Source organism: Billgrantia sp. C5P2 (assembly GCF_051062895.2).
In genome coordinates this window covers 2,472,513-2,492,855 of record NZ_CM128542.1, presented here as the reverse complement: position 1 = coordinate 2,492,855, position 20,343 = coordinate 2,472,513, and the positions used below count along the sequence as shown (strand labels likewise).

Below are 20,343 nucleotides of genomic sequence, written 5' to 3'. Positions count from 1 at the left end.
TATTGCTAGCGTCGGCAAGCGGCAACAAGCGATGATTACGACATATATCATTCCTTAATTTCATGCTGTGTAGGCTACATGAGTCGACGACATCTCCCCTCCCTGGCCGGGCTGCAGTGCTTCGAAGCGGCAGCCCGTCATTTGAGCTTCACCCGCGCGGCGGACGAGCTGAGTCTGACCCAGAGCGCCGTGAGCAAGCAGGTCGCGCAGTTGGAATCGATCCTGGAGCACCCACTGTTCCGGCGGATCCGACGCCGTCTGCATCTCACACCCGAAGGGGCGATCTACCTGAGCGAGGCGCGCAAGATCCTCGCCCAGGTCGAGATGTCGACGCGCTACATGCAGTCCTATGGCGGTGAGGCCGACGTGCTCAACGTCGCGACCCTGCCCACCTTCGGCGCGCGCTGGCTGATACCGCGGCTCAACGGCTTCCGCTTTCGGCATCCGAACATCAACCTCAACATCAGCAATCGCGTCGAGCCATTTGACATGCAACAGGAACGGGTGGAAGTGGCTTTCTTCTTCGGACATGGCGCCTGGCCCAGGGCCGAGTGCATCAAGCTGCTCGACGAGGAGATCGTGCCGGTCTGCTCCCCGCAGGCCCTGGAGGGAATGAGCGTGGAGGAGCCCTTGGCGTTGACCCGGCTGGTACTGCTGCAGAGCACCACCCGGCCGGAAGCCTGGCACGACTGGTTCGCTGCCCAGGACCAGTACACGGAGCACAGCTACCATGGGCCGCGCTTCGATACCTTCTATATGGCGCTGCGGGCGGCGCAGGCCGGCTGCGGGGTGGCATTGGTGCCGCGCTTTCTTGCCCAGGAGGAGATCGACGAGGGCAAGCTGGTGGTTCCCTGGTCCTTCAGCCTGAAGAGCCGGGACGCCTACTACATGGCTTATCCCGAGCACATGGCCGAGCTCTACAAGGTGCGGGCCTTCATCGACTGGATTGGCGAGCGCATGGCGAGAGGGTAAACGGCAAGCGCCCCTGGCGGAGCAGGGGCGCGGTAAGGAGCGGAAGGTAGAGAGTAGTCGCTAGACGTCAGGCCAGGCCCAGCTCGTGGGTGGCTTCCTCGCGCATCTTGAATTTCTGGATCTTGCCGGTCACGGTCATCGGGAATTCGTCGACGAACTTCACGTAGCGCGGGATCTTGTAGTGGGCGATCTTGCCCTTGCAGAATTCCTTGAGCTCGTCGGCGTTGAGCTGCTGCCCGTCCGCCAGCTTGACCCAGGCCATGACTTCTTCGCCGTACTTCTCGTCGGGCACGCCGATCACCTGCACGTCGGAAATGGCCGGATGGGTGTAGAGGAAATCCTCGATCTCTCGCGGATAGATGTTCTCGCCGCCGCGAATGATCATGTCCTTGATGCGGCCGACGATGGCCACGTAGCCTTCCTCATCCATGGTGGCGAGATCGCCGGTATGCATCCAGCCGGCGCTGTCGATCGACTTGGCGGTGGCTTCCTCGTTGTTCCAGTAGCCGAGCATCACGCTGTAGCCGCGGGTGCACAGCTCGCCGGTCTCTCCACGCGGTACCACGGCGCCGGTTTCGGGGCTGACCAGCTTGACCTCGAGGTGGGGGTGAATGGTGCCCACCGTGGTCACACGCTTCTCCAGCGGGGCGTCGATCTGGGTCTGGAAACTCACCGGGCTGGTCTCGGTCATGCCGTAGCAGATGGTGACATCCTCCATGTGCATCTTTTCGATGACCTTGCGCATTACCTCGATGGGGCAGATCGAGCCCGCCATGATGCCGGTGCGCAGGGTGGAGAGGTCGTACTGGGAGAAGTTGGGATGCTCCAGCTCGGCGATGAACATGGTCGGTACGCCATACAGTGCCGTGGCATTCTCGTCGGAGACCGCCTTTAGGGTGGCTTCCGGCTCGAAGCCGTCACCCGGGTAGATCATGGTGGCACCGTGGGTCATGCAGCCCAGGTTACCCATCACCATGCCGAAGCAGTGGTAGAGCGGCACCGGGATCACCAGGCGGTCTTTTTCGGTGAAGCCCATGGTGCGGGCGACGAAAAAGCCGTTGTTGAGAATGTTGTGGTGGGAGAGCGTCGCTCCCTTGGGCGCCCCGGTGGTGCCCGAGGTGTACTGGATGTTGATCGGCTCGTCGAACTGCAGCGTGGCCTGGATCTCGGCCAACTGCTCCTCCGAGACTTGGTCGGCGTGGGCCAGCATGCTCTGCCAACTGTACATGCCGCTCAGCGCACGGCCGGCGTCGAGGCACACTACGCGCTTGAGTTCGGGAAGCTTGGCGGCAGAAAAATTGTCAGGTGCGTCGTCGCGCATCTCGGGCACCAGCTCGGCGAGGGTGGCGACGTAGTCTGAGGTCTTGAATTGGCCCTGCAGGATCAGCGTCGAGGTGCCGGACTGCTTGAGCGCATATTCCAGTTCGTGGGTGCGATAACTCGGGTTGATGTTGACCAGGATGGCGCCGATCTTGGCTGTGGCGAACTGTGTGATGGTCCACTCGGCGCAGTTGGGCGACCAGATGCCCACCCGATCGCCTTTCTTCACGCCCAAGGCGAGCATGGCGCGGGCTGCCTGGTTGACCGCCTGCTGCAGTTCCTTCCAGGTGTAGCGCAGACCCTGGTGCAGGCTGAGCAGGGCATCGCCGTCGGGAAAGCGCGCGACCGTAGAATCGAAGCAGTCGCCAATGGTTTCGCCCTTCAGCGGCGTGTCGCTGATACCGCTGACGTAACTGTTCGGGACGCGGTCTTGAAATGCTTGGCGTGTCATCGTGTTACCCGTCTTGTTGTGGCAGTTTGTAATAGTCGATTTGCCGCTGGAATGCCGACCACTGTGGCTGGTGCTGCAAGAGGCCTTGGCGTTTGGGTCAACCCTGATCGAGACGCTCCAGGACTTCCCGTGCGCGCATCTCTACGTCGTCGAGTTCGCGCTGCATCAGGCGAATGTCTTCCAACTGACGCTCCATGTTGCTGCGCTTGTCGGCGAGGATCTCCAGCAGGCGCTTGAGCTGACGCGCGTTGCCGTCGGGCATGGCGTCGTACATCTCGATGACCTCGCGAATCTCGGCGAGTGAGAAACCCAGCCGCTTGCCGCGCAGGGTCAGCTTGAGGCGAACGCGGTCCTTCTCATGATAGATGCGGGTCTGGCCGCGTCGCTCCGGTGCCAACAATCCTTCCTGTTCGTAGAAGCGGATGGTGCGTGGCGTCACCTCGAACATCCGGGCCAATTCACCGATGGAGTAGGTGCGGCGGTGCCGGGGCAGGCTGCCGTTGACCGCGAGTGTGGCTTCCGGTTTGGGTGTGCTCATTGCTACCTTCCTATGAGTAGGGCGGGCCGTCGTGCGGTGTCTCGCCACGTAATCGCAACACTAGACGACGTTGACGTTAACGTAAAGTGGTTGTCGACCAAGGGATGTGTGCGGTAAAACCTAGCAAGTGCTAGGTTGGTCGGCATCAAGCGCCTTGCGTTGCCCCGCTCAAGCGGAGGAGGCTGAGTCGCGCTTCGACATGCGGCCTGACATACAAAACACACGAGGTTACCCGATGGATTTCTCTCTTACCGATGACCAGAAGGCGCTCGTCCAGGCTGCCGCAGATTTCTCTCGGGCCGAGCTGGCCGACCATGCCGCCGAATGGGACGCCACCTCCTATTTTCCGGTCGAGGTCATTCGTCGCGCCGGCGAAGCGGGATTCCTGGGCATCTACATTCCCGAAGAGCGTGGTGGCCTGGGGCTGTCGCGGCTGGATGCCTCGTTGATCTTCGAGCAGCTCTCCCAAGGCTGCATCTCCACGACCGCCTATCTTACCATCCACAACATGGTGGCCTGGATGGTGGCGAGCTGGGGCAACGAGGCGCTGCGCGAGACCTGGGTCGAGCGGCTGATCAGCGGCGAGTGCCTGGGCTGCTACTGCCTGACCGAGCCCGGTTCCGGCTCGGATGCGGCGAGCCTGCGGACCAAGGCCGTGCGCGAGGGTGATGAGTATGTCATCAGCGGCTCCAAGATGTTCATTTCCGGCGCCGGCGCCAATGACGTGTTGGTGGTCATGGCGCGCACCGGTGCTCCCGACAGCGGTGCCGGTGGGGTGTCGGCGATCCTGGTGCCGGCGGATGCCGCGGGCATCGAGTACGGCAAGAACGAGGAGAAGATGGGCTGGAAGAGCCAGCCCACGCGCCTGGTCAGCTTCGATGGGGTGCGCGTGCCGGTTGGCAATCGCCTGGGCGAGGAGGGCGAAGGTTTCAAGCTGGCCATGAAGGGGCTTGACGGTGGGCGCCTGAACATCGCCAGCTGTTCGCTGGGAGCGGCCCAGCACGCCCTGGTGCTGTCGCGCAACTATCTGCAGGAGCGCAAGCAGTTCGGCCGTGAGCTGGCGCATTTTCAGGCCCTGCAGTTCAAGCTGGCCGACATGGCCACCGAACTCACCGCGGCGCGGCTGATGGTACGCCAGGCTGCCTGGCGGCTCGACCAGGGCGACCCGGAAGCCACCGCCTACTGCGCCATGGCCAAGCGCTTTGCCACCGACATGGGTTTCCACGTCTGCAACGAGGCGCTGCAGCTGCATGGCGGATATGGTTACTTGAGGGAGTTCCCCTTGGAGCGCATGGTGCGCGATACCCGCGTGCACCAGATTCTCGAGGGCACCAACGAGATCATGCGTGTAATCGTGGCCCGCCGCCTGCTTGCGGACGGCGTGATCGAAGCGCTGCAATAAACAGAAGGAGAATAGTGGCATGACGGATCTTGCGGTCATCTTCGATGAGTTGCCGACCCGCGACGGGGGGAGAATAGGTGTCGCCACCCTCAACTCGCCGAAGTCCCTCAATGCATTGACTTTGGATATGGCGCGACAGTTGGATGCCAAGCTCGAGGCCTGGGCAGTGGATCGCAGCATCGTCGCGGTGTGGCTGGAGGGGGCCGGCGAGAAAGCCTTCTGCGCCGGTGGCGACGTGGTGGCGCTGTACCGCTCGATGACCGAAGAGGGCGACAATCGCGGTGCTGGCCGCGACAGCCTCTACGCCGAAACCTACTTCACCACGGAATATCGGCTGGATTACCGCATCCACACCTACCCCAAGCCGGTCCTGGTGTGGGGCGACGGTATCGTCATGGGCGGCGGCCTGGGCCTGATGGCCGGTGCCTCGCGGCGCTTGGTAACGCAGACCACGCTGATTGCCATGCCCGAGATCACTATCGGCCTCTACCCGGATATCGGCGCCAGTTGGTTCCTCAGCCGCATGCCGCCGGGGGTGGGGGCCTATCTCGGGATCACCGGTGCTCAGCTCAACGCCCGGGATGCACTGGACCTGGGGCTGGCCGACCACTTCATACCGCGCGAGCGCCGCGATTCGCTGCTCGAGGCCCTCGGCGAAGCCGACTACGGCTCGCGTACCCCCCGCGAACTCCAGGCAGGCGTGCAGCGAGTGCTCGACGAACTCGAGGATCGCTCGCAGGCACCAGCCGCCCAGGTCTGGCCACTGCTCGATCATATTCAAGCCCTCAGCGGTCAGGTCGACGCCCCCGCGGCGGTCAGGCGTATCCTGCAGGACGACCGCGACCATGCGTGGCTTGCTACGAACCGCAAGCGGCTCGAGGCCGGCAGTCCGCTGAGTGCCCATCTGGTCTGGCGCATGCTCGAGCGGCACCGTCATACCAGTCTGGCCGATGCCTTCCGTGATGAGCTCAACCTCTCGGTGCAGTGCTGCCGCCAAGGCGATATCGCCGAAGGTGTGCGGGCGCTGCTGATCGACAAGGACAAGAGCCCCAAGTGGCTGCACGAGAGTGTTGCCAGCGTGCCAGAGGCGGACCTGCAGGCGCTGTTGGAACCTCTGTGGAGCGAAGAGGAGCACCCGTTGCGAGACCTCGGCAGTGGCAAACGAATCCACTGAACGCTTTACTCCAAGTCACTCACTTTCGATAACGACAATCAGGAGCAGCTCGCATGAAAATCGCCTTTATCGGCCTTGGCAACATGGGCGCCCCGATGGCCCACAACCTGGTCAAGGCCGGGCATGAGGTCAGCGTCTTCGACCTGGTCGATGCCGCCATGAAACGCCTCGAAGAGGCCGGAGCCCACGCTTGCGCCAGCGCCCAGAGCGCGGCCAGTGGGGCCGAGGTGGTCATCTCCATGCTGCCGGCCGGCCAGCATGTGCGCCGCCTCTATCTCGGCCGTGAGGATTCGCCGGGGCTGTTCGATGCCTTGGAAGGCAAGCCGCTGATCATCGACGCCTCCACCATCTCGCCGGAAGATGCTCAAGTCGTGGGTGCCGCAGCCACCGAGCGCGGCCTGACTTACCTCGATGCGCCGGTCTCCGGCGGCGTGGGCGGCGCCCAGGCCGGCACCTTGACCTTCATCGTCGGTGGCAGCCAGGCCGGCTTCGAGCAGGCCAAACCGGTTCTCGAGGGCATGGGCAAGAACATCTTCCATGCCGGGGAGATCGGCGCCGGTCAGGTGGCCAAGATCTGCAACAACATGCTGCTCGGCATCCTCATGAGCGGTACCGCCGAGGCCTTGGCACTTGGCGTCAAGAACGGTCTCGACCCGGCCGTGCTGTCCGAGATCATGAAGCAGAGCAGCGGCGGCAACTGGGCGCTCAACGTCTACAATCCCTGGCCCGGCGTGATGGAGGGGTCTGCCGCCTCGCGCGACTACCAGGGCGGCTTCCTGACCGACCTGATGGCCAAGGACCTGGGGCTGGCCTGGGAACTGGCCCTGGGTTGCAAGGCCACGGTACCGATGGGTTCCCAGGCGCGTAACCTGTTCGCCCTGCACGCGGCCCAAGGCAATGGCGGGCTGGATTTCTCCAGTATTCAGAAGCTCTATCGGGCGGGCGAGAAAAGCTGAGCCTCCTTTTGGCAGGTTGGCGTGAAACGGGCACAATCGGGTGCCCGTTTCTCGTTTCGAGGTCCCATGTCAACGTCACCTTCCTCGGCTGAAGGCGGCTCGCGACGCCCCATGCGCCGCGAACTGCTCGAAGGCCCCATCGCCCTGACCCTGCTGCGCAAGTGCCTGCCCGTGGTGGGCGGCATGGTCGCCATGATGAGCTTCAACCTGGTGGATACCTGGTTCATCGCCAGGCTGGGGCCGGCGCCACTGGCGGCGGTGTCGTTCACCTTCCCGGTGGTGTTCGCGGTGATCAGCCTGGCCATCGGTCTGGGTATCGGCACCTCGGCAGTGGTGGCCCGGCGCCTGGGTCAGGGCGATATCGAGACCGTGCGGCGGCGTGCCACCGATGCCGCGCTGCTGGCCCTGGCCGTCGGTGTGCTGCTGAGCGTACTGGGCCTGGCCACGCTCGAGCCGCTGTTTCGGCTGCTGGGTGCCGATACGGTGCTGATGCCGCACATCCACGACTATATGGGCATCTGGTACCTGGGCGCGGCAGCGGTGATCGTGCCGCGCGTGCTCAACAGCGTGCTGCGCGCCCAGGGCAATACGCTCATCCCCGGGCTGATGATGGCGCTGGCCGCGCTGCTCAATGGGCTGCTCGACTGGCTGCTGATCTTCGGTGCAGGGCCATTCCCGGCGCTAGGCGTGCAGGGCGCGGCCCTGGCCACGGTACTGAGCTGGGCGGCCATGACCGCGGCGCTGTTCTGGCAGCGCGAGCTGCGCGACTGCCTCGACCTGCGCCGACTTACGCCGAGCGGCCTGATGGCCTCCTGGCGCGAACTCTCGCGGATCGCCCTGCCGGCAGCCATTACCAGTGTATTCACGCCGCTGGCTCTGGCGCTGGTGACGCGCATCGTCGCCGGCCATGGCCATCATGCCGTGGCTGGCTACGGCGTCGGCACGCGTATCGAGGCCATTGCCCAGATCGGCGTGCTGGCGCTCTCGATGACGTTGCCGCCGCTGGTCAGCCAGAACGTCGGGGCAGGCCAGCACAAGCGGGTGAGGCGCGCCATCTTCGGTTGCTTCGTCTTCGTGCTGGTGTGGCAGCTCGGGGTATGGCTGTTGCTGCAACTGCTGGCGCCATGGCTCGTCGCCGGCTACACCGCGGACGGTGAGATGGGCGAGGTGCTGCGTCACTTCCTGTGGTGGGTGCCGCTGGGGCTTGGCGCTCAGGGCGTGGTGATTCTGGCCGTGTCTTCGTTCAATGCCCTGCACGAACCCTCCCGGGCCATGCGACTCTCGGTGATCCGGTTGTTCCTGCTTACGGTGCCGCTGGCCTGGCTGGGTGGCATTGCCGGAGGGCCCCGGGGCGTCTTCATCGGCCTGTTCTTGGCCAACGTGCTGGTGGGGCTGGTGGCATGGCGTACCCTGCGCCGACGGCTCGATGCAATGCATGCCGTTGAGGCAGAGCCCAAGGACGAATCGAGCGGTTCCCTCGAGAAAAAAGCGTGATCAAGGGTTGGCAGCGGGCCCTGTTTGGTCTACATTCTGTGAAAATGTAGAAATTTATTCAGGAGAGCCACCATGAGTCAGATCACCGCCGTTACCTGGGAAGACCCGTTCCGCCTGATCGACCAGCTTGACGAAGACGAGCGCATGGTCCTGCAGACCGCTCACGACTACTGTCAGGACAAGCTGATGCCGAGGGTGCTCGAGGCCAATCGCCATGAGCGCTTCGACCGCGAAATCATGAACGAGATGGGCGAGCTGGGTCTGCTCGGCGCCACCATCGACGGCTATGGCTGTGCCGGCATGAACTATGTCAGCTACGGCCTGATCGCCCGCGAGGTGGAGCGCGTCGACTCCGGCTACCGCAGTGCCATGAGCGTGCAGTCGAGCCTGGTGATGTATCCGATCCATGCCTTCGGCAGCGAAGCCCAGCGCGAGAAGTACCTGCCCAAGCTGGCCAGCGGCGAATGGGTGGGGGCCTTCGGGCTCACCGAGCCGGACCACGGCTCAGACCCGGGCAACATGTCCACGCGTGCCGTGCGCACCGATAGCGGCTGGCGCCTCAACGGCACCAAGAGCTGGATCACCAACTCGCCGATCGCCGACGTGTTCGTGGTCTGGGCACGGGACGAGGAGGGCGTGGTCAACGGCTTCATTCTCGAGAAGGGCATGAAGGGGCTGTCCGCACCCAAGATCGAAGGCAAGTTCAGCCTGCGTGCCTCCATTACCGGACAGATCGCCATGCAGGACGTGGAAGTGTCCGATGAGCAGCGTCTGCCGGGCGTCACCGGGCTCAAGGGGCCGTTCTCTTGTCTCAACCGCGCTCGCTTCGGCATCGCCTGGGGCAGCATGGGGGCCGCCGAGGCGTGCTGGCACGCCGCGCGCCAGTACACTCTGGATCGCAAGCAGTTCGGCCGCCCGCTGGCCGCCAATCAGCTGATCCAGAAGAAGCTGGCCGACATGCAGACGGAGATTGCCCTGGGCCTCCAGGCAGCGCTGCGAGTGGGCCGCATGATCGACGCGGGCCAACTGGTGCCGGAGGCGATCTCGCTGATCAAGCGCAACAACTGCGGCAAGGCGCTGGACATCGCCCGCGTCGCCCGCGACATGCACGGCGGCAACGGCATCGCCGACGAGTACCATGTGATTCGCCATATGATGAACCTCGAGGCGGTCAACACCTACGAGGGCACTCACGACGTGCACGCCCTGATCCTGGGGCGTGCCCAGACCGGTATCCAGGCCTTCGCGAATTGAGTTGGCGACAAGGAGAGCAAGCATGAGCGGGCCGCTGGAAGGCATCACTGTGCTCGACATGTCGCGCGTGCTGGCCGGCCCCTGGGCCGGCCAGCTGCTCGCCGACCTCGGGGCGCGGGTGATCAAGATCGAGCATCCCGAACGCGGCGACGATACCCGCGGCTGGGGGCCGCCGTGGCTTGACGAAGACCTGGAGGCTGGAGGCGACGACCTCGAGCGAGTGGCGGCCTATTTCCTGTGCGCCAATCGCGGCAAGCAGTCGCTGGCGGTGGATATCGCAAGCGATAGGGGGCAGGCGCTGATCCGCCAGCTAGCCGAGGGTGCCGATATCGTACTGGAGAACTTCAAGGTCGGCGGCTTGGCCAAGTACGGCCTCGACTACGCCAGCCTGAAGGCGCTCAATCCACGATTGATCGGCTGTTCCATCACCGGCTTCGGCCAGGATGGTCCCTATGCGCACCGCGCCGGCTACGACTTCATGATCCAGGCCATGGGCGGGTTGATGAGCATCGGCGGCGAGCCGGACGGCATGCCGATGAAGACCGGTGTGGCGATCACCGACGTGATGACGGGGCTCTACGCCACCATCGGCGTACTTGCGGCGCTGCATGAGCGCAACCGTACCGGCGAAGGGCGACACGTGGACGTGGCACTGCTCGACGTACAGGTGGCCGCACTCGCCAACCAGGCGCTCAATGCCCTGGTCAGCGGTGTCTCGCCCGAACGCCATGGCAATGCCCATCCCAACATCGTGCCTTACCAGGCCTTCGCCTGTGCCGATGGCCATCTGGTGCTGACCGTCGGCAACGACAGCCAGTTCTCGCGACTGGCCGAACTGCTGGGGCATCCCGAATGGGCCCAGGACCCGGCATACGCTACCAATGCCGCACGAGTGGGCAACCGCGACGTATTGGTGGCGCTGATCCAGACAATCTTCATGACTCGCCAGCGCGACGAGTGGCTGGCCGAGCTGGAGGCCCGCGGCATACCCGCCGGCCCCATCAATACCATCGCGGAAGTCTTCGACGACCCCCAGGTGAAGCACCGCGGCATGCAGCGTACGCTCAAGCGCGGCGAGCTCGAGGTACCCCAGGTGGCCTGTCCGCTGCGCTTCGACAGCCAGCCAGCCATGAGCGAAATGGCACCGCCCCGGTTGGGCCAGGATAGCGATTCGATACTCGCCGAGATGGGCCTGACAGCCGAGGATATCGAGCGGCTGCGCCGCGAGGGCATCGTCCGCTAGCCTGGAGCTCGAGCCGCTTAGCCGGCCGCCACGTCGGGACACTCACCCTGCGGCTGACCGTAGGCAGGCGCCAGCAACCCCAGGGTGCCGACGCCCGGGAGCTTGACCCCCAGTGCGGCCGGATCGATGCCCAGTACCAGGCCGGCGAGATTGAGCTCGACCCCTTCACGCAACCCGACAGCGGCACCCAGCACGCCGCCTAGCGAAACCTGCATGCCTGTGCCGCTGGGAGTGCGTGCCAGCACGCTGTCGCCCAGGTAGTCCTTGCCGATGGCGCTGGAGGGCAGTGCCACGTCCAGCTCCGGTACCTCGCGGATCAACCAGGCGACGAAGGTATTGCTGTTGGGGCCGGGCCAGGCGCGATAGCGGTCACGATAGGGGTAGTCGGGCAGGATGGCGTCGATGCGCTCGATGGCGCGCTCGGCCTGGCTGCCGCACAGGGTGGCATGCACCGTGGGTCGGCTGCCGAACCAGGCGCGGTCGGGGCCGCCGATACGTGAAGTGAGGGCAGGATGCCCCCACCCGGTGACCTGGTGCACGGTATAGTGCGCGGCTCCCTCCGGCTTGGTGGCCACCCAGGCGTGCACGGCAAAGATGCCGCGCCAGTTGAAGGCCCGGGCCGAGTAGACTTGTACCACCGCCTGGTGGGTCTGGCCCGGGTCGGGTGCAAGCCCCAGGCTGCTGCGATCGGCGCTGCGCCAGTCACCCCGTGTGTCGATACCGCCGAAACCCCACATGTAGAGCGGCCCGCCGGCCAGCAGCAATATCATGATCACCACGCCAACGAGCAGCTTGAGCATGGCGGGCTCCTTCAGCGCGGTGAGAAGCGCCGCGTCAGTCCCGTCTCGGCGATCATGCGGGTGGATATCTCCTCGATCGAGAAGCGCGTGGTGTCGATGTAGGGAATGTGCATCTGACGGTAGAGCCCTTCGGCCTGCTCCACTTCCTGGACGCACTGGTCCAGCGAACTGTAGCGGCTGTTGGGGCGTCGCTCATGGCGAATGGCGGCCAGCCGGCGTGGGTCGATGGTCAGCCCGAACAGCTTGTGGCGGTGCTGGGCGAGGGCTCGCGGCAGCTTGAGACTGCCGTCCTCGTCGAGGTCGTCCTCGGTGAGCGGATAGTTGGCGGCGCGGATGCCGAACTGCAGGGCCAGGTAGAGCGAAGTCGGTGTCTTGCCGCAGCGCGATACCCCGACCAGGATGACGTCGGCCTGGTCATACTGGTGGGTGCGCGCGCCGTCGTCGTTGTCCAGGGCGAAGTGAACAGAGTGAATGCGGTCCATGTAGACCTCATCCTGGCCGATGGAGTGGGTGCGACCAACGGTATAGCTTGAATGGGTGCCGAGCTCCTTCTCCAGCGGCTTGAGGAAGGTCGAGAAGATATCGATCTTGAATCCGGGCGCGCTGCGTATCACTTCGCGGATCGCTTCGTCGACGATGGTGTCGATGATGATCGGCTCTTCGCCATCGCGCGCCGCGGCGCCCGTAATGATCTCGACCAGGGTGCGTGCCTTGTCGATGGAGTCGATATAGGGCTTGGTGAGCATGCGCAGCTCGACGTTCTCGAACTGCGCGAGCAGGCTGCGGCCCAGGCTCTCGGCGGTGATGCCGGTGCCGTCGGAAATGAAGAAGGCGGTACGGGGCATGGCGTCGACGGTATCCGTGAGGGTTGGTTGCTCATTGTCAGGGCTCGTGGCGCTGGCGGCAAGGCGTGGCTTGCAGGGCTCCGAACGCTTCCCGACTACAGGAAACGCGGAAATCGCCCCATTGTTGTAAAAAACCTCCAGTGACTTCGATGTTAGACCAATGGCGAATATGGCCGCTTGCGTTTAAGGTGGGCAGCATTGCGCTTTTCGCCTGAAGTCTAGGCAACGGACATCAGTAGGGGGTTACGTGGAAGACTACATCCTGTGGTTCGATCAGCTCGGCATGGACGATGTGGAACGAGTAGGCGGCAAGAATGCCTCGCTCGGCGAGATGATTTCCAACCTCTCGGGAGCCGGCGTCACCGTGCCGGGAGGCTTTGCCACCACTGCCCATGCCTATCGCGAATTCCTCGCTCATGAAGGGCTCAACGAGCGTATCAACCAGGCGCTGGCGCGGCTCGACGTCGACGACGTTACCGAGCTTTCTCGCGTCGGGGCCGAGATTCGCCAGTGGGTGATCGACACTCCTTTGCCGCCGGTTTTCGAGGAGCACCTGCGCGGTGCTTACGACAAGCTCGCCAGCCAGCATCACAGCCTCAAGGTGGCGGTGCGTAGCTCGGCCACGGCTGAGGATCTGCCCGATGCTTCCTTCGCCGGGCAGCAGGAAACCTTCCTCAACATCGAGGGCTTCGATAACGTCAAGCGCGCCGTCCACGAGGTATTCGCCTCGCTGTTCAACGACCGCGCCATCTCCTACCGCGTGCACCGCGGCTACGCTCACGAAAATGTGGCACTGTCGGCGGGCATCCAGAAGATGGTGCGCTCCGAGACCGGCGCCTCGGGGGTGATGTTCACCCTCGATACCGAGTCGGGCTACCGCGATGCGGTGTTCGTCACGGCCTCCTGGGGGCTGGGCGAGACCGTGGTGCAGGGCTCGGTCAACCCCGATGAATTCTACGTGCACAAGCCGACCCTGGCCGCCGGGCGGCCGGCGGTGCTGCGCCGCAATCTCGGCTCCAAGCTGATCAAGATGATCTACAGCGACGATGCCAGCGCCGGCAAGTCGGTTTCCACCGTGGACGTACCGCTCAAGGATCGTGCCCGCTTCTGCATCGGCGACGACCAGGTCATGGCCCTGGCTCGCCAGGCGGTGACCATCGAGCAGCACTATGGGCGTCCCATGGATATCGAATGGGCGCTGGACGGTGACGACGGGGAACTCTACATCGTCCAGGCTCGCCCCGAGACGGTGGTGTCCCAGCAGGAGGGTGGCAAGCTCGAGCGCTTCCACCTCAAGGAGAAGGGGCGCACCCTTGTCACTGGTCGCGCCATCGGCCAGCGTATCGGCCGCGGCGCGGTGAAGATCGTCTTCACGCCGGAAGAGATGGACAAGGTCAACGCCGGCGATGTGCTGGTCACCGACATGACCGATCCCGACTGGGAACCGATCATGAAGCGCGCTTCGGCGATCGTGACCAACCGCGGTGGACGGACATGCCATGCGGCGATCATCGCCCGCGAGCTGGGCATTCCCGCCGTGGTGGGCTGCGGCGACGCGACCGAGACTCTCGAGGAGGGCCGCGATGTCACGGTTTCCTGTGCCGAGGGCGATACCGGTCATGTCTACGAGGGGCTGCTGGACTTCGACTGTCGTGTCACCAGTGTCGACTCCATGCCCGAGATCCCGTTCAAGATCATGATGAACGTGGGCAACCCCGACCGCGCCTTCAGCTTTGCCAGCCTGCCGCATGCCGGTGTCGGCCTGGCGCGCCTGGAGTTCATCATCAATCGCATGATCGGCGTGCACCCCAAGGCGCTGCTCGAGTACGACACCCTGCCGCTGGACCTGCAGCAGACCATCAACCTGCGCACCGCCGGTTACGCCAGCCCCGTGGACTTCTATGTCGACAAGCTGGTCGAGGGCATCTCGACCCTGGCGGCGGCGTTCCATCCGCAACGGGTGATCGTGCGGCTCTCCGACTTCAAGTCGAACGAATACGAGAACCTGATCGGTGGCAAGCTCTACGAGCCGGGCGAAGAGAACCCCATGCTCGGCTTCCGCGGCGCCTCGCGCTATATCTCCGATGCCTTCCGCCCCTGCTTCGAACTCGAGTGCCAGGCGCTCAAGCGCGTGCGCGACGAGATGGGGCTCGACAACATCGAGATCATGGTGCCCTTCGTGCGTACCACCGAAGAGGCCCGTGAGGTCGTCGAACTGATGGCCGCCAACGGGCTCAAGCGTGGTGACAACGGGCTCAAGGTGATCATGATGTGCGAGCTGCCGGCCAACGCGCTGCTGGCCGAGGAGTTCCTCGAGCACTTCGACGGCTTCTCGATCGGTTCCAACGACCTGACGCAGCTGACGCTGGGTCTGGATCGCGACTCGGGTATCGTGGCGCACCTGTTCGACGAGCGTAACCCAGCGGTGCTCAAGCTGCTGAGCATGGCGATCCAGGCCTGCAAGGCTCAAGGCAAGTACGTGGGTATCTGCGGGCAGGGGCCGTCCGATCACCCCGATCTCGCCAAGTGGCTAATGGAGCAAGGCATCGATTCCGTATCGCTCAATCCCGACGCGGTGCTTGAAACCTGGTTCATGCTGGCGGGGGAAACACTCTCGTAGTTAAGTTTTATTAGGTTTACAAACTTGCCCGATTGATGTCTCTTAATCGGGCTTTTTTTCGCCTATGCTGTACAACTCTTACATGGAGTTACCGAGAGGCCCACTCATGGACATCAAATCAGTTTCTGTTCGTCGATACTGGTTAGTTACCGTTACCGCGGCTTGCGTGCTGAGCGCGCCGTTGATGGCGCCAGCCGAGGTGGCCTTTCAGTACGAAGCCCCGGCCATCGAGCCGGAGGCCGCGTCCGGCTATAACGAAAAACCCGGCTGGGCGACCGAGCGCTTTGCCGTGGCGGCAGCCAATCCGCTGGCGACCGACGCGGGTTACCAGGTACTCAAGGCGGGCGGTTCGGCAGTCGATGCCGCCATTGCCGTGCAGATGGTCCTGACCCTGGTGGAACCCCAGTCGAGCGGTATCGGTGGCGGTGCCTTCCTGATGCACTACGACGGCAACGGGGTCAAGGCCTACGACGGTCGCGAGACGGCGCCTCGTGCCGCCAGCGAATCGCTGTTCCTCAACGGCGAGGGAGAGCCTCTCGAGTTCATGGACGCGGCGGCCAGTGGTCTTTCGGTTGGCGTACCGGGAACCGTGCGCATGCTGGAGATGGTCCACGAGAAGCACGGCAAACTGCCTTGGGCGGAGCTGTTCGCTCCCGCCATTACCCTGGCGGAGGAGGGCTTCGAGGTCAGCCCGCGGCTACATACCAGCCTTGCTGCAGAGGAGAGGCTGCGCGACGATCCGCTTGCCAGCGAGTTCTACTACACCGAGGAGGGTGAACCGCTGCCTCAGGGGCATCTCCTGCAGAATCCGGCGCTCGCCGAGATCCTGCGCGACATAGCCGAAAACGGCAGCAAGGCATTGCACACCGGGCCGATTGCCGAGAATCTCGTCCAGCGGGTGCAGGGTCATTCCGAGCGGCCGGGGGCGATCAGCCTGGAGGACATGGCCACTTATGTCGCTAAGGAACGCGATCCGCTGTGTACCGATTGGCAGGATTACCGGATCTGCGGTTTCCCTCCACCGTCCTCGGGTCATCTCACCATCATGCAGATCCTCGGCATCCTGGAGCAGCTGCCGGCGCTCGACGAGCCGATGGAAGAGGATCGTCCCGGCACCGAATGGCTGCACCGCTTCCTCGAGGCGTCGCGGCTGGCCTTCGCCGACCGCGACAAGTTCATCGCCGACCCGGACTTCGTCAACCCTCCGGGCGGCGACTGGAACAGCATGCTCGACGAAGAGTACCTGGCCGAACGCGCCGAGTTGATCGGCGAGCAGAGCATGGGGCCGGATGGTGCCGACGCGGGCAATCCCGGTGTCGTGGAAACTGCCTGGGCCATCCAGCCCATCCAGCCCGAATACGGCACCAGCCACATCAGCATCATCGATGAAGAGGGCAATGCCGTGGCCATGACCACCACCATCGAGGCCGCTTTCGGGTCACGCATCCTGGCCGATGGCGGCACCGGGCTGGCGGGTGGCTACCTGCTCAACAACGAGCTGACCGATTTTTCGTTCCGCCCCCTGGATGCCGATGGCTCGCCGATCGCCAATCGCGTCGAGGCCGGCAAACGGCCACGCTCGAGCATGAGCCCGACGCTGGTGTTCGACCGCGAAAGCAATGAACTCGTTGCCAGCCTCGGCTCGCCGGGCGGCGCTGCGATCATTCACTATACCGCCAAGGCGCTGGTAGCCATGCTCGACTGGGGGTTGGATGCCCAGGAAGCGCTTGACCTGCCCCACGCCATCACCCTGGGGGGGCCTGCCTACCTCGAGGAGGGTCGTTTCCCGGCCCACGTGATCGAGGCGCTCAACGAACTCGGCCACGAGGCCAGTGAGCGCGAGCTGGTGAGCGGACTGCAGGCAATCCAGCGTACCGAGGATGGATTCTTCGGCGGTGCCGATCCGCGTCGTGAAGGCGTGGTGATGGGCGACTAGCCAGCCTGCCCGGGTGGCGCCCGTCTGGGCGCCACCGTCAACGTCGTAGCCAGTTGCGCAGCTTCACCAGCAGGATTGCGCCGTCACTCGACTCGCGGCGGTCGCGAATCAGTTCGGCAAGGCGATCCGGGTAGTCGGTGATGATGGCGTCCACGCCGAGGTCGATCATCTGCGACATGCGCGCCCGGTCGTTCACCGTCCAGGCATGCACCTCGTAACCGAGCTCGCGCGCCAGCCGGATCTCGTTGTCGGTGATTCGGTTGTGGCGTAGCCCCAAGGCGTCGAAGCTGCGCCGATCGAGGGTTCCCGGCATCACCAGTTGAGCCAGCAGGGTCACGCGCAGGTCCGGCTCGCGCTCCTTGATCATGTCCAGTACGCGGGTCGACATCACCGCCAGCCGTGTCTCACCGCTGACGTCCGGACTGCCGCAACGGGCGGCCTGCGCCGGCGTCACTCGGGCCAGGCACTCACGCCGCGCCTCGGTTTCCCGCTCCAGCGCGTCGAGCACGGCCTCCACCAGGGCGTCTTCCGCGCCTGGGTCCGGTTTCATGTCGATCATCAAGGCGCTCTTGCCGCGCACCGCGGCAAAGGCTTCGTCGAGGGTGGGGATGCGTTCCCCGACGAAGGCGTCGCCGAACCAGCTGCCGACATCGAATTCGCGCAGCTCATCGAGTGTCATGTCCTGCAAGTTGCGCGGGTCGCCGGTCAGGCGCTGAAGGCTGCGGTCGTGGTAGAGCACGACTTCACCATCGGCGGTCAGGCGGACATCGATCTCCACGTAGTGGGCACGATCCTCATTCGCACGCTCAATTGCCGACAGGGTGTTCTCGGGCGCGGCTATCGAGCTGCCGCGATGGGCGATGATGGCAACGTCATCGCGTAGCTCGAAGCTGTTGACGATCCACCATGCCTGGGCCAGTGCGAACAGCAGCACGGCGAGCTCGACCCCCCAGGCGAGCCGGCCCGGATGGGCATCGGGCGGCGGTGGGGCGGGGCGCGGCTCACGGTGCGCCAGGCGCAGGTAGAGGCAGGCCGAGAGCAGCGCGTTCGCCGCGATGCCGATAAAGGTGATGGCAAGCGTTGTCAGCACGTAGCCGGTCACGTAGGCCAGCATGGCCGGAATCAGCACCGCATTGCGTTCCGGTAGCCACCACAGCAGAGGGGTGAAGACGCGGTCGAAGAGCGTACTGGCAAGGAGGGGCAGGGCAACGATGACCAGCAGCACGGAGATCACGACCAGGGCAACCTTGGCGCGATGGCCGCGGGTCAGTTCACGGCTGCGCTTGAGGGCGGCAAGCGCTGAGAGATTTTCCAGCGTGGCCACCGGCAGTGCCAATATCCAGCGCACGTAGAGCCACGCCGCGGAGAGGGCCCAGGCGAGGACCAGCGGTATCGCGGTGGCCAGGAAGTGCCACAGTGCAGGCGGGCGCATACGTAGTACGTAGTACGGGTCGAGCCCGCCGATGATCATGTCGTAGAGCCAGCCCAGCAGCAGCGCAACGGGTATCAACATCAGCAGGTGCGCGCCCACCTGCAGTACGACCAGGCCGGCCAGGACGGGCAGCCGGCGCAGGGTCTGCCACAGGGCGATGAACGCCAACTGGTAATGGTTGTCGCGCCGCTTGACCGCCACCAGAATCATGCCGGCCTGCTGCAGGTAGAGAATCAGGAAGGTCAACCCGATGGCCGCCAGCAGCCACAAGATCCCCCCCGGGCTGAGCAGCAGGTCGAGCAGTGCGGCATTGGTGACGACCGGGCGGTCGAACCGGTTGAGCAGACCGGTCAGGGTCCAGGCTACGGCCGGCAGCAGCAGGCTCGAGGCGAGCAGGGTGAAGAAGAGATGATACGCCACCAGCGGACGCAGGTGCTCTCGCAGGCTGCGCAGCACATCCACGCCTAGCGACGTCATCGAAATGGAAGCTCTCGGTGTAGATTCATGCCATTAGCGTGGCACCGGGGATGCCGTGTGGGCAAGTGGCGCTGAGGTGCCCGTGAATTCGAAAGAGGATTCGAGCGGAAGCTCAAGTGTCGAGAGGCAGGCGCTCTTCGGCCACCACGATGCCATTGTTGTCGGCGTAGAGCCACTGACCCGGGCGCAGGGTGACGCCGGCAAAAGTGACTGGAATGTCGCGGCTTCCCTCGCCGCGCTTCTCGCTCTTGCGAGGGTGCGCGCCGAGCGCCTGGACGCCCAGGTCCGTCTCGGCCAGGACGTCGACGTCGCGCACGCAGCCATACATGACGACACCCGACCAGCCATTGTCCACTGCCTGCTCCGCGAGCATGTCGCCAAGCATGGCACAGCGATGAGAGCCGCCGGCATCGACCACCAGCACGGCACCCTCCCCAGGCTCGCCGACGGCCTGCTTGACCAGGGAATTGTCCTCGAAGCACTTGACGGTACGCACCGGCCCGCAGAACGCCTCGCGGCCGCCAAAGCTGACGAAGATCGGATCGAGTACCTGCACGTCCGGGTGGGCATCGCAAATATCGGGCGTGATGATCGCGCTCATCGAAGATTCCTTGCCAGAGGGAGGGAGATGGTGTGGATGATGCCATGGTTCGTTCGCTCCGGCCCTCGTCGATTCGTCGCAGGCTGGAACGACACCGGGCAGGGCCCGGTGTCGCAGGTCGAAGCAGTAGGGAAGCTAGAAGCGGAGCCCAACCGAGGCGGTAAAGGTATCGATGGTGTAGTCGCTGTCGAAATCGTAGCGCTCGTACTCGGCGCGGATCAACACCGGGTTGAAGTTGAACTGGGCGCCGAGGCCGTAGACCGGGTCGAAGCCGTCGTTGTCCTGCAGGTCGAGCTCGGCATCACCCAGGTTGCCTTTCACCTCCGTTTCCCAACTGGCGGCGCCGATCTTGGCGAACGGGGTGAACCAGGTCGTGATCGGAAACTGGCCGACCAGGCTGGCGCCGTAGGCATTGGATTCCAGGTTGGTGCTGGCGCCGTCGGTGCCGCGCAGGCGTACACGGCCGAGGTCGGCATAGAAGACTTCGCCGGCAAGGTAGCGGTTGAACTGGTATCCGGCGAAGCCTTTCCAGACGTTGTCGTCGTCGTCGAGGTCGAAGTCGCTGCTGCCGCTCTCGATGAAGTTGTCCACGTCTTCGCGATCGTTCTCCAGCGAGCTGAAGCCGGTGCCCAAGCCCAGATAGGCATACTGTTCATGGGGCTGGCCGGCTTGTGCCTGAGCGCCGGTGGCAACGAGTAGCGAGGCGGAAGCCAGTGCTGTGGTGAGGAGCATTCTGTTCGACATGTTCTGACTCCTTGAAATGTCCCTTGGCCTTGAATCCCTCATTCTTGCATGCGCTGTCTTCGGTCCCCCGACCGATCCAGTACA

16 protein-coding genes are annotated in these 20,343 nt (G+C 64.3%); 9 read left to right on the top strand and 7 right to left on the bottom strand.

All coding sequences use genetic code 11. The features are described from left to right. The first annotated feature begins 78 nt into the window (after nucleotides 1–78). On the top strand, nucleotides 79–972 hold the full coding sequence (gene gcvA / locus ACRWQA_RS11440) for a transcriptional regulator GcvA (protein ID WP_434228514.1): 894 nt from the start codon (nucleotides 79–81) through the stop codon (nucleotides 970–972). Between the two features lie 67 nt (nucleotides 973–1,039). Here gcvA and ACRWQA_RS11435 read toward each other — a convergent pair whose 3' ends face one another. Both ACRWQA_RS11435 and ACRWQA_RS11430 read right to left on the bottom strand, forming a co-directional pair. Next, complete coding sequence (locus tag ACRWQA_RS11435) at nucleotides 1,040–2,743, bottom strand: AMP-binding protein (protein ID WP_434228512.1); 1,704 nt, start codon at nucleotides 2,741–2,743, stop codon at nucleotides 1,040–1,042. Between the two features lie 97 nt (nucleotides 2,744–2,840). After that, a complete protein-coding gene (locus ACRWQA_RS11430; protein ID WP_263583749.1) occupies nucleotides 2,841–3,281 on the bottom strand; it encodes a MerR family transcriptional regulator in 441 nt (146 codons plus the stop codon). A 235-nt stretch (nucleotides 3,282–3,516) separates the two neighbouring features. Here ACRWQA_RS11430 and ACRWQA_RS11425 point away from each other — a divergent pair, with 235 nt between their 5' ends. The 6 genes from ACRWQA_RS11425 to ACRWQA_RS11400 all read left to right on the top strand — a co-directional run bounded on the left by ACRWQA_RS11425 (nucleotide 3,517) and on the right by ACRWQA_RS11400 (nucleotide 10,804). Next, nucleotides 3,517–4,683, top strand: coding sequence for an acyl-CoA dehydrogenase family protein (locus ACRWQA_RS11425; protein WP_263583750.1), 1,167 nt, complete (start codon nucleotides 3,517–3,519; stop codon nucleotides 4,681–4,683). A gap of 19 nt (nucleotides 4,684–4,702) precedes the next feature. Then, nucleotides 4,703–5,857, top strand: a complete 1,155-nt coding sequence (locus tag ACRWQA_RS11420; RefSeq protein ID WP_434228509.1) for an enoyl-CoA hydratase/isomerase family protein — start codon at nucleotides 4,703–4,705, stop codon at nucleotides 5,855–5,857. Between the two features lie 53 nt (nucleotides 5,858–5,910). Beyond that, the gene (mmsB, locus tag ACRWQA_RS11415; RefSeq protein ID WP_434228507.1) at nucleotides 5,911–6,813 is read left to right on the top strand and encodes a 3-hydroxyisobutyrate dehydrogenase; all 903 of its coding nucleotides are present in this window, start codon (nucleotides 5,911–5,913) and stop codon (nucleotides 6,811–6,813) included. A gap of 66 nt (nucleotides 6,814–6,879) precedes the next feature. Then, entirely contained in the window at nucleotides 6,880–8,307 is a 1,428-nt protein-coding gene (locus ACRWQA_RS11410; RefSeq protein ID WP_434228505.1) for an MATE family efflux transporter, read from the top strand. Nucleotides 8,308–8,379: 72 nt separating this feature from the next. After that, complete coding sequence (locus ACRWQA_RS11405) at nucleotides 8,380–9,561, top strand: acyl-CoA dehydrogenase (RefSeq protein WP_263583754.1); 1,182 nt, start codon at nucleotides 8,380–8,382, stop codon at nucleotides 9,559–9,561. A gap of 22 nt (nucleotides 9,562–9,583) precedes the next feature. Further along, nucleotides 9,584–10,804 (top strand): CaiB/BaiF CoA transferase family protein, encoded by a 1,221-nt coding sequence (locus ACRWQA_RS11400; protein ID WP_263583755.1) that lies wholly within the window; start codon nucleotides 9,584–9,586, stop codon nucleotides 10,802–10,804. Nucleotides 10,805–10,821: 17 nt separating this feature from the next. Here ACRWQA_RS11400 and ACRWQA_RS11395 read toward each other — a convergent pair whose 3' ends face one another. Next, nucleotides 10,822–11,604, bottom strand: coding sequence for a DUF3750 domain-containing protein (locus ACRWQA_RS11395; protein WP_434228502.1), 783 nt, complete (start codon nucleotides 11,602–11,604; stop codon nucleotides 10,822–10,824). Nucleotides 11,605–11,615: 11 nt separating this feature from the next. Next, complete coding sequence (gene ppsR / locus ACRWQA_RS11390; protein ID WP_263583757.1) at nucleotides 11,616–12,449, bottom strand: posphoenolpyruvate synthetase regulatory kinase/phosphorylase PpsR; 834 nt, start codon at nucleotides 12,447–12,449, stop codon at nucleotides 11,616–11,618. 247 nt (nucleotides 12,450–12,696) lie between these two features. On the opposite strand from ppsR, the gene ppsA reads away from it, so the two are divergent. Both ppsA and ggt read left to right on the top strand, forming a co-directional pair. Further along, on the top strand, nucleotides 12,697–15,069 hold the full coding sequence (gene ppsA / locus ACRWQA_RS11385) for a phosphoenolpyruvate synthase (RefSeq protein ID WP_434228500.1): 2,373 nt from the start codon (nucleotides 12,697–12,699) through the stop codon (nucleotides 15,067–15,069). A 106-nt stretch (nucleotides 15,070–15,175) separates the two neighbouring features. Next, on the top strand, nucleotides 15,176–17,005 hold the full coding sequence (ggt, locus tag ACRWQA_RS11380; protein ID WP_434228498.1) for a gamma-glutamyltransferase: 1,830 nt from the start codon (nucleotides 15,176–15,178) through the stop codon (nucleotides 17,003–17,005). 37 nt (nucleotides 17,006–17,042) lie between these two features. Here ggt and ACRWQA_RS11375 read toward each other — a convergent pair whose 3' ends face one another. From ACRWQA_RS11375 to ACRWQA_RS11365, 3 genes are all read right to left on the bottom strand, one after another. Next, the gene (locus tag ACRWQA_RS11375) at nucleotides 17,043–18,914 is read right to left on the bottom strand and encodes a glycerophosphodiester phosphodiesterase family protein (protein ID WP_434228496.1); all 1,872 of its coding nucleotides are present in this window, start codon (nucleotides 18,912–18,914) and stop codon (nucleotides 17,043–17,045) included. Nucleotides 18,915–19,026: 112 nt separating this feature from the next. Further along, the gene (gene rraA, locus ACRWQA_RS11370) at nucleotides 19,027–19,515 is read right to left on the bottom strand and encodes a ribonuclease E activity regulator RraA (protein WP_263583761.1); all 489 of its coding nucleotides are present in this window, start codon (nucleotides 19,513–19,515) and stop codon (nucleotides 19,027–19,029) included. A gap of 135 nt (nucleotides 19,516–19,650) precedes the next feature. Further along, a complete protein-coding gene (locus ACRWQA_RS11365) occupies nucleotides 19,651–20,259 on the bottom strand; it encodes a porin family protein (protein ID WP_263583762.1) in 609 nt (202 codons plus the stop codon). Between the last annotated feature and the right edge of the window lie 84 nt (nucleotides 20,260–20,343).

Coding starts and splice junctions, on each gene's coding strand:
- gcvA (WP_434228514.1), top strand. CDS start 79: ATGAGTCGACGACATCTCCCCTCCCTGGCCGGGCTGCAGTGCTTCGAA.
- ACRWQA_RS11435 (WP_434228512.1), bottom strand. CDS start 2,743: ATGACACGCCAAGCATTTCAAGACCGCGTCCCGAACAGTTACGTCAGC.
- ACRWQA_RS11430 (WP_263583749.1), bottom strand. CDS start 3,281: ATGAGCACACCCAAACCGGAAGCCACACTCGCGGTCAACGGCAGCCTG.
- ACRWQA_RS11425 (WP_263583750.1), top strand. CDS start 3,517: ATGGATTTCTCTCTTACCGATGACCAGAAGGCGCTCGTCCAGGCTGCC.
- ACRWQA_RS11420 (WP_434228509.1), top strand. CDS start 4,703: ATGACGGATCTTGCGGTCATCTTCGATGAGTTGCCGACCCGCGACGGG.
- mmsB (WP_434228507.1), top strand. CDS start 5,911: ATGAAAATCGCCTTTATCGGCCTTGGCAACATGGGCGCCCCGATGGCC.
- ACRWQA_RS11410 (WP_434228505.1), top strand. CDS start 6,880: ATGTCAACGTCACCTTCCTCGGCTGAAGGCGGCTCGCGACGCCCCATG.
- ACRWQA_RS11405 (WP_263583754.1), top strand. CDS start 8,380: ATGAGTCAGATCACCGCCGTTACCTGGGAAGACCCGTTCCGCCTGATC.
- ACRWQA_RS11400 (WP_263583755.1), top strand. CDS start 9,584: ATGAGCGGGCCGCTGGAAGGCATCACTGTGCTCGACATGTCGCGCGTG.
- ACRWQA_RS11395 (WP_434228502.1), bottom strand. CDS start 11,604: ATGCTCAAGCTGCTCGTTGGCGTGGTGATCATGATATTGCTGCTGGCC.
- ppsR (WP_263583757.1), bottom strand. CDS start 12,449: ATGCCCCGTACCGCCTTCTTCATTTCCGACGGCACCGGCATCACCGCC.
- ggt (WP_434228498.1), top strand. CDS start 15,176: ATGGACATCAAATCAGTTTCTGTTCGTCGATACTGGTTAGTTACCGTT.
- ACRWQA_RS11375 (WP_434228496.1), bottom strand. CDS start 18,914: ATGACGTCGCTAGGCGTGGATGTGCTGCGCAGCCTGCGAGAGCACCTG.
- rraA (WP_263583761.1), bottom strand. CDS start 19,515: ATGAGCGCGATCATCACGCCCGATATTTGCGATGCCCACCCGGACGTG.
- ACRWQA_RS11365 (WP_263583762.1), bottom strand. CDS start 20,259: ATGTCGAACAGAATGCTCCTCACCACAGCACTGGCTTCCGCCTCGCTA.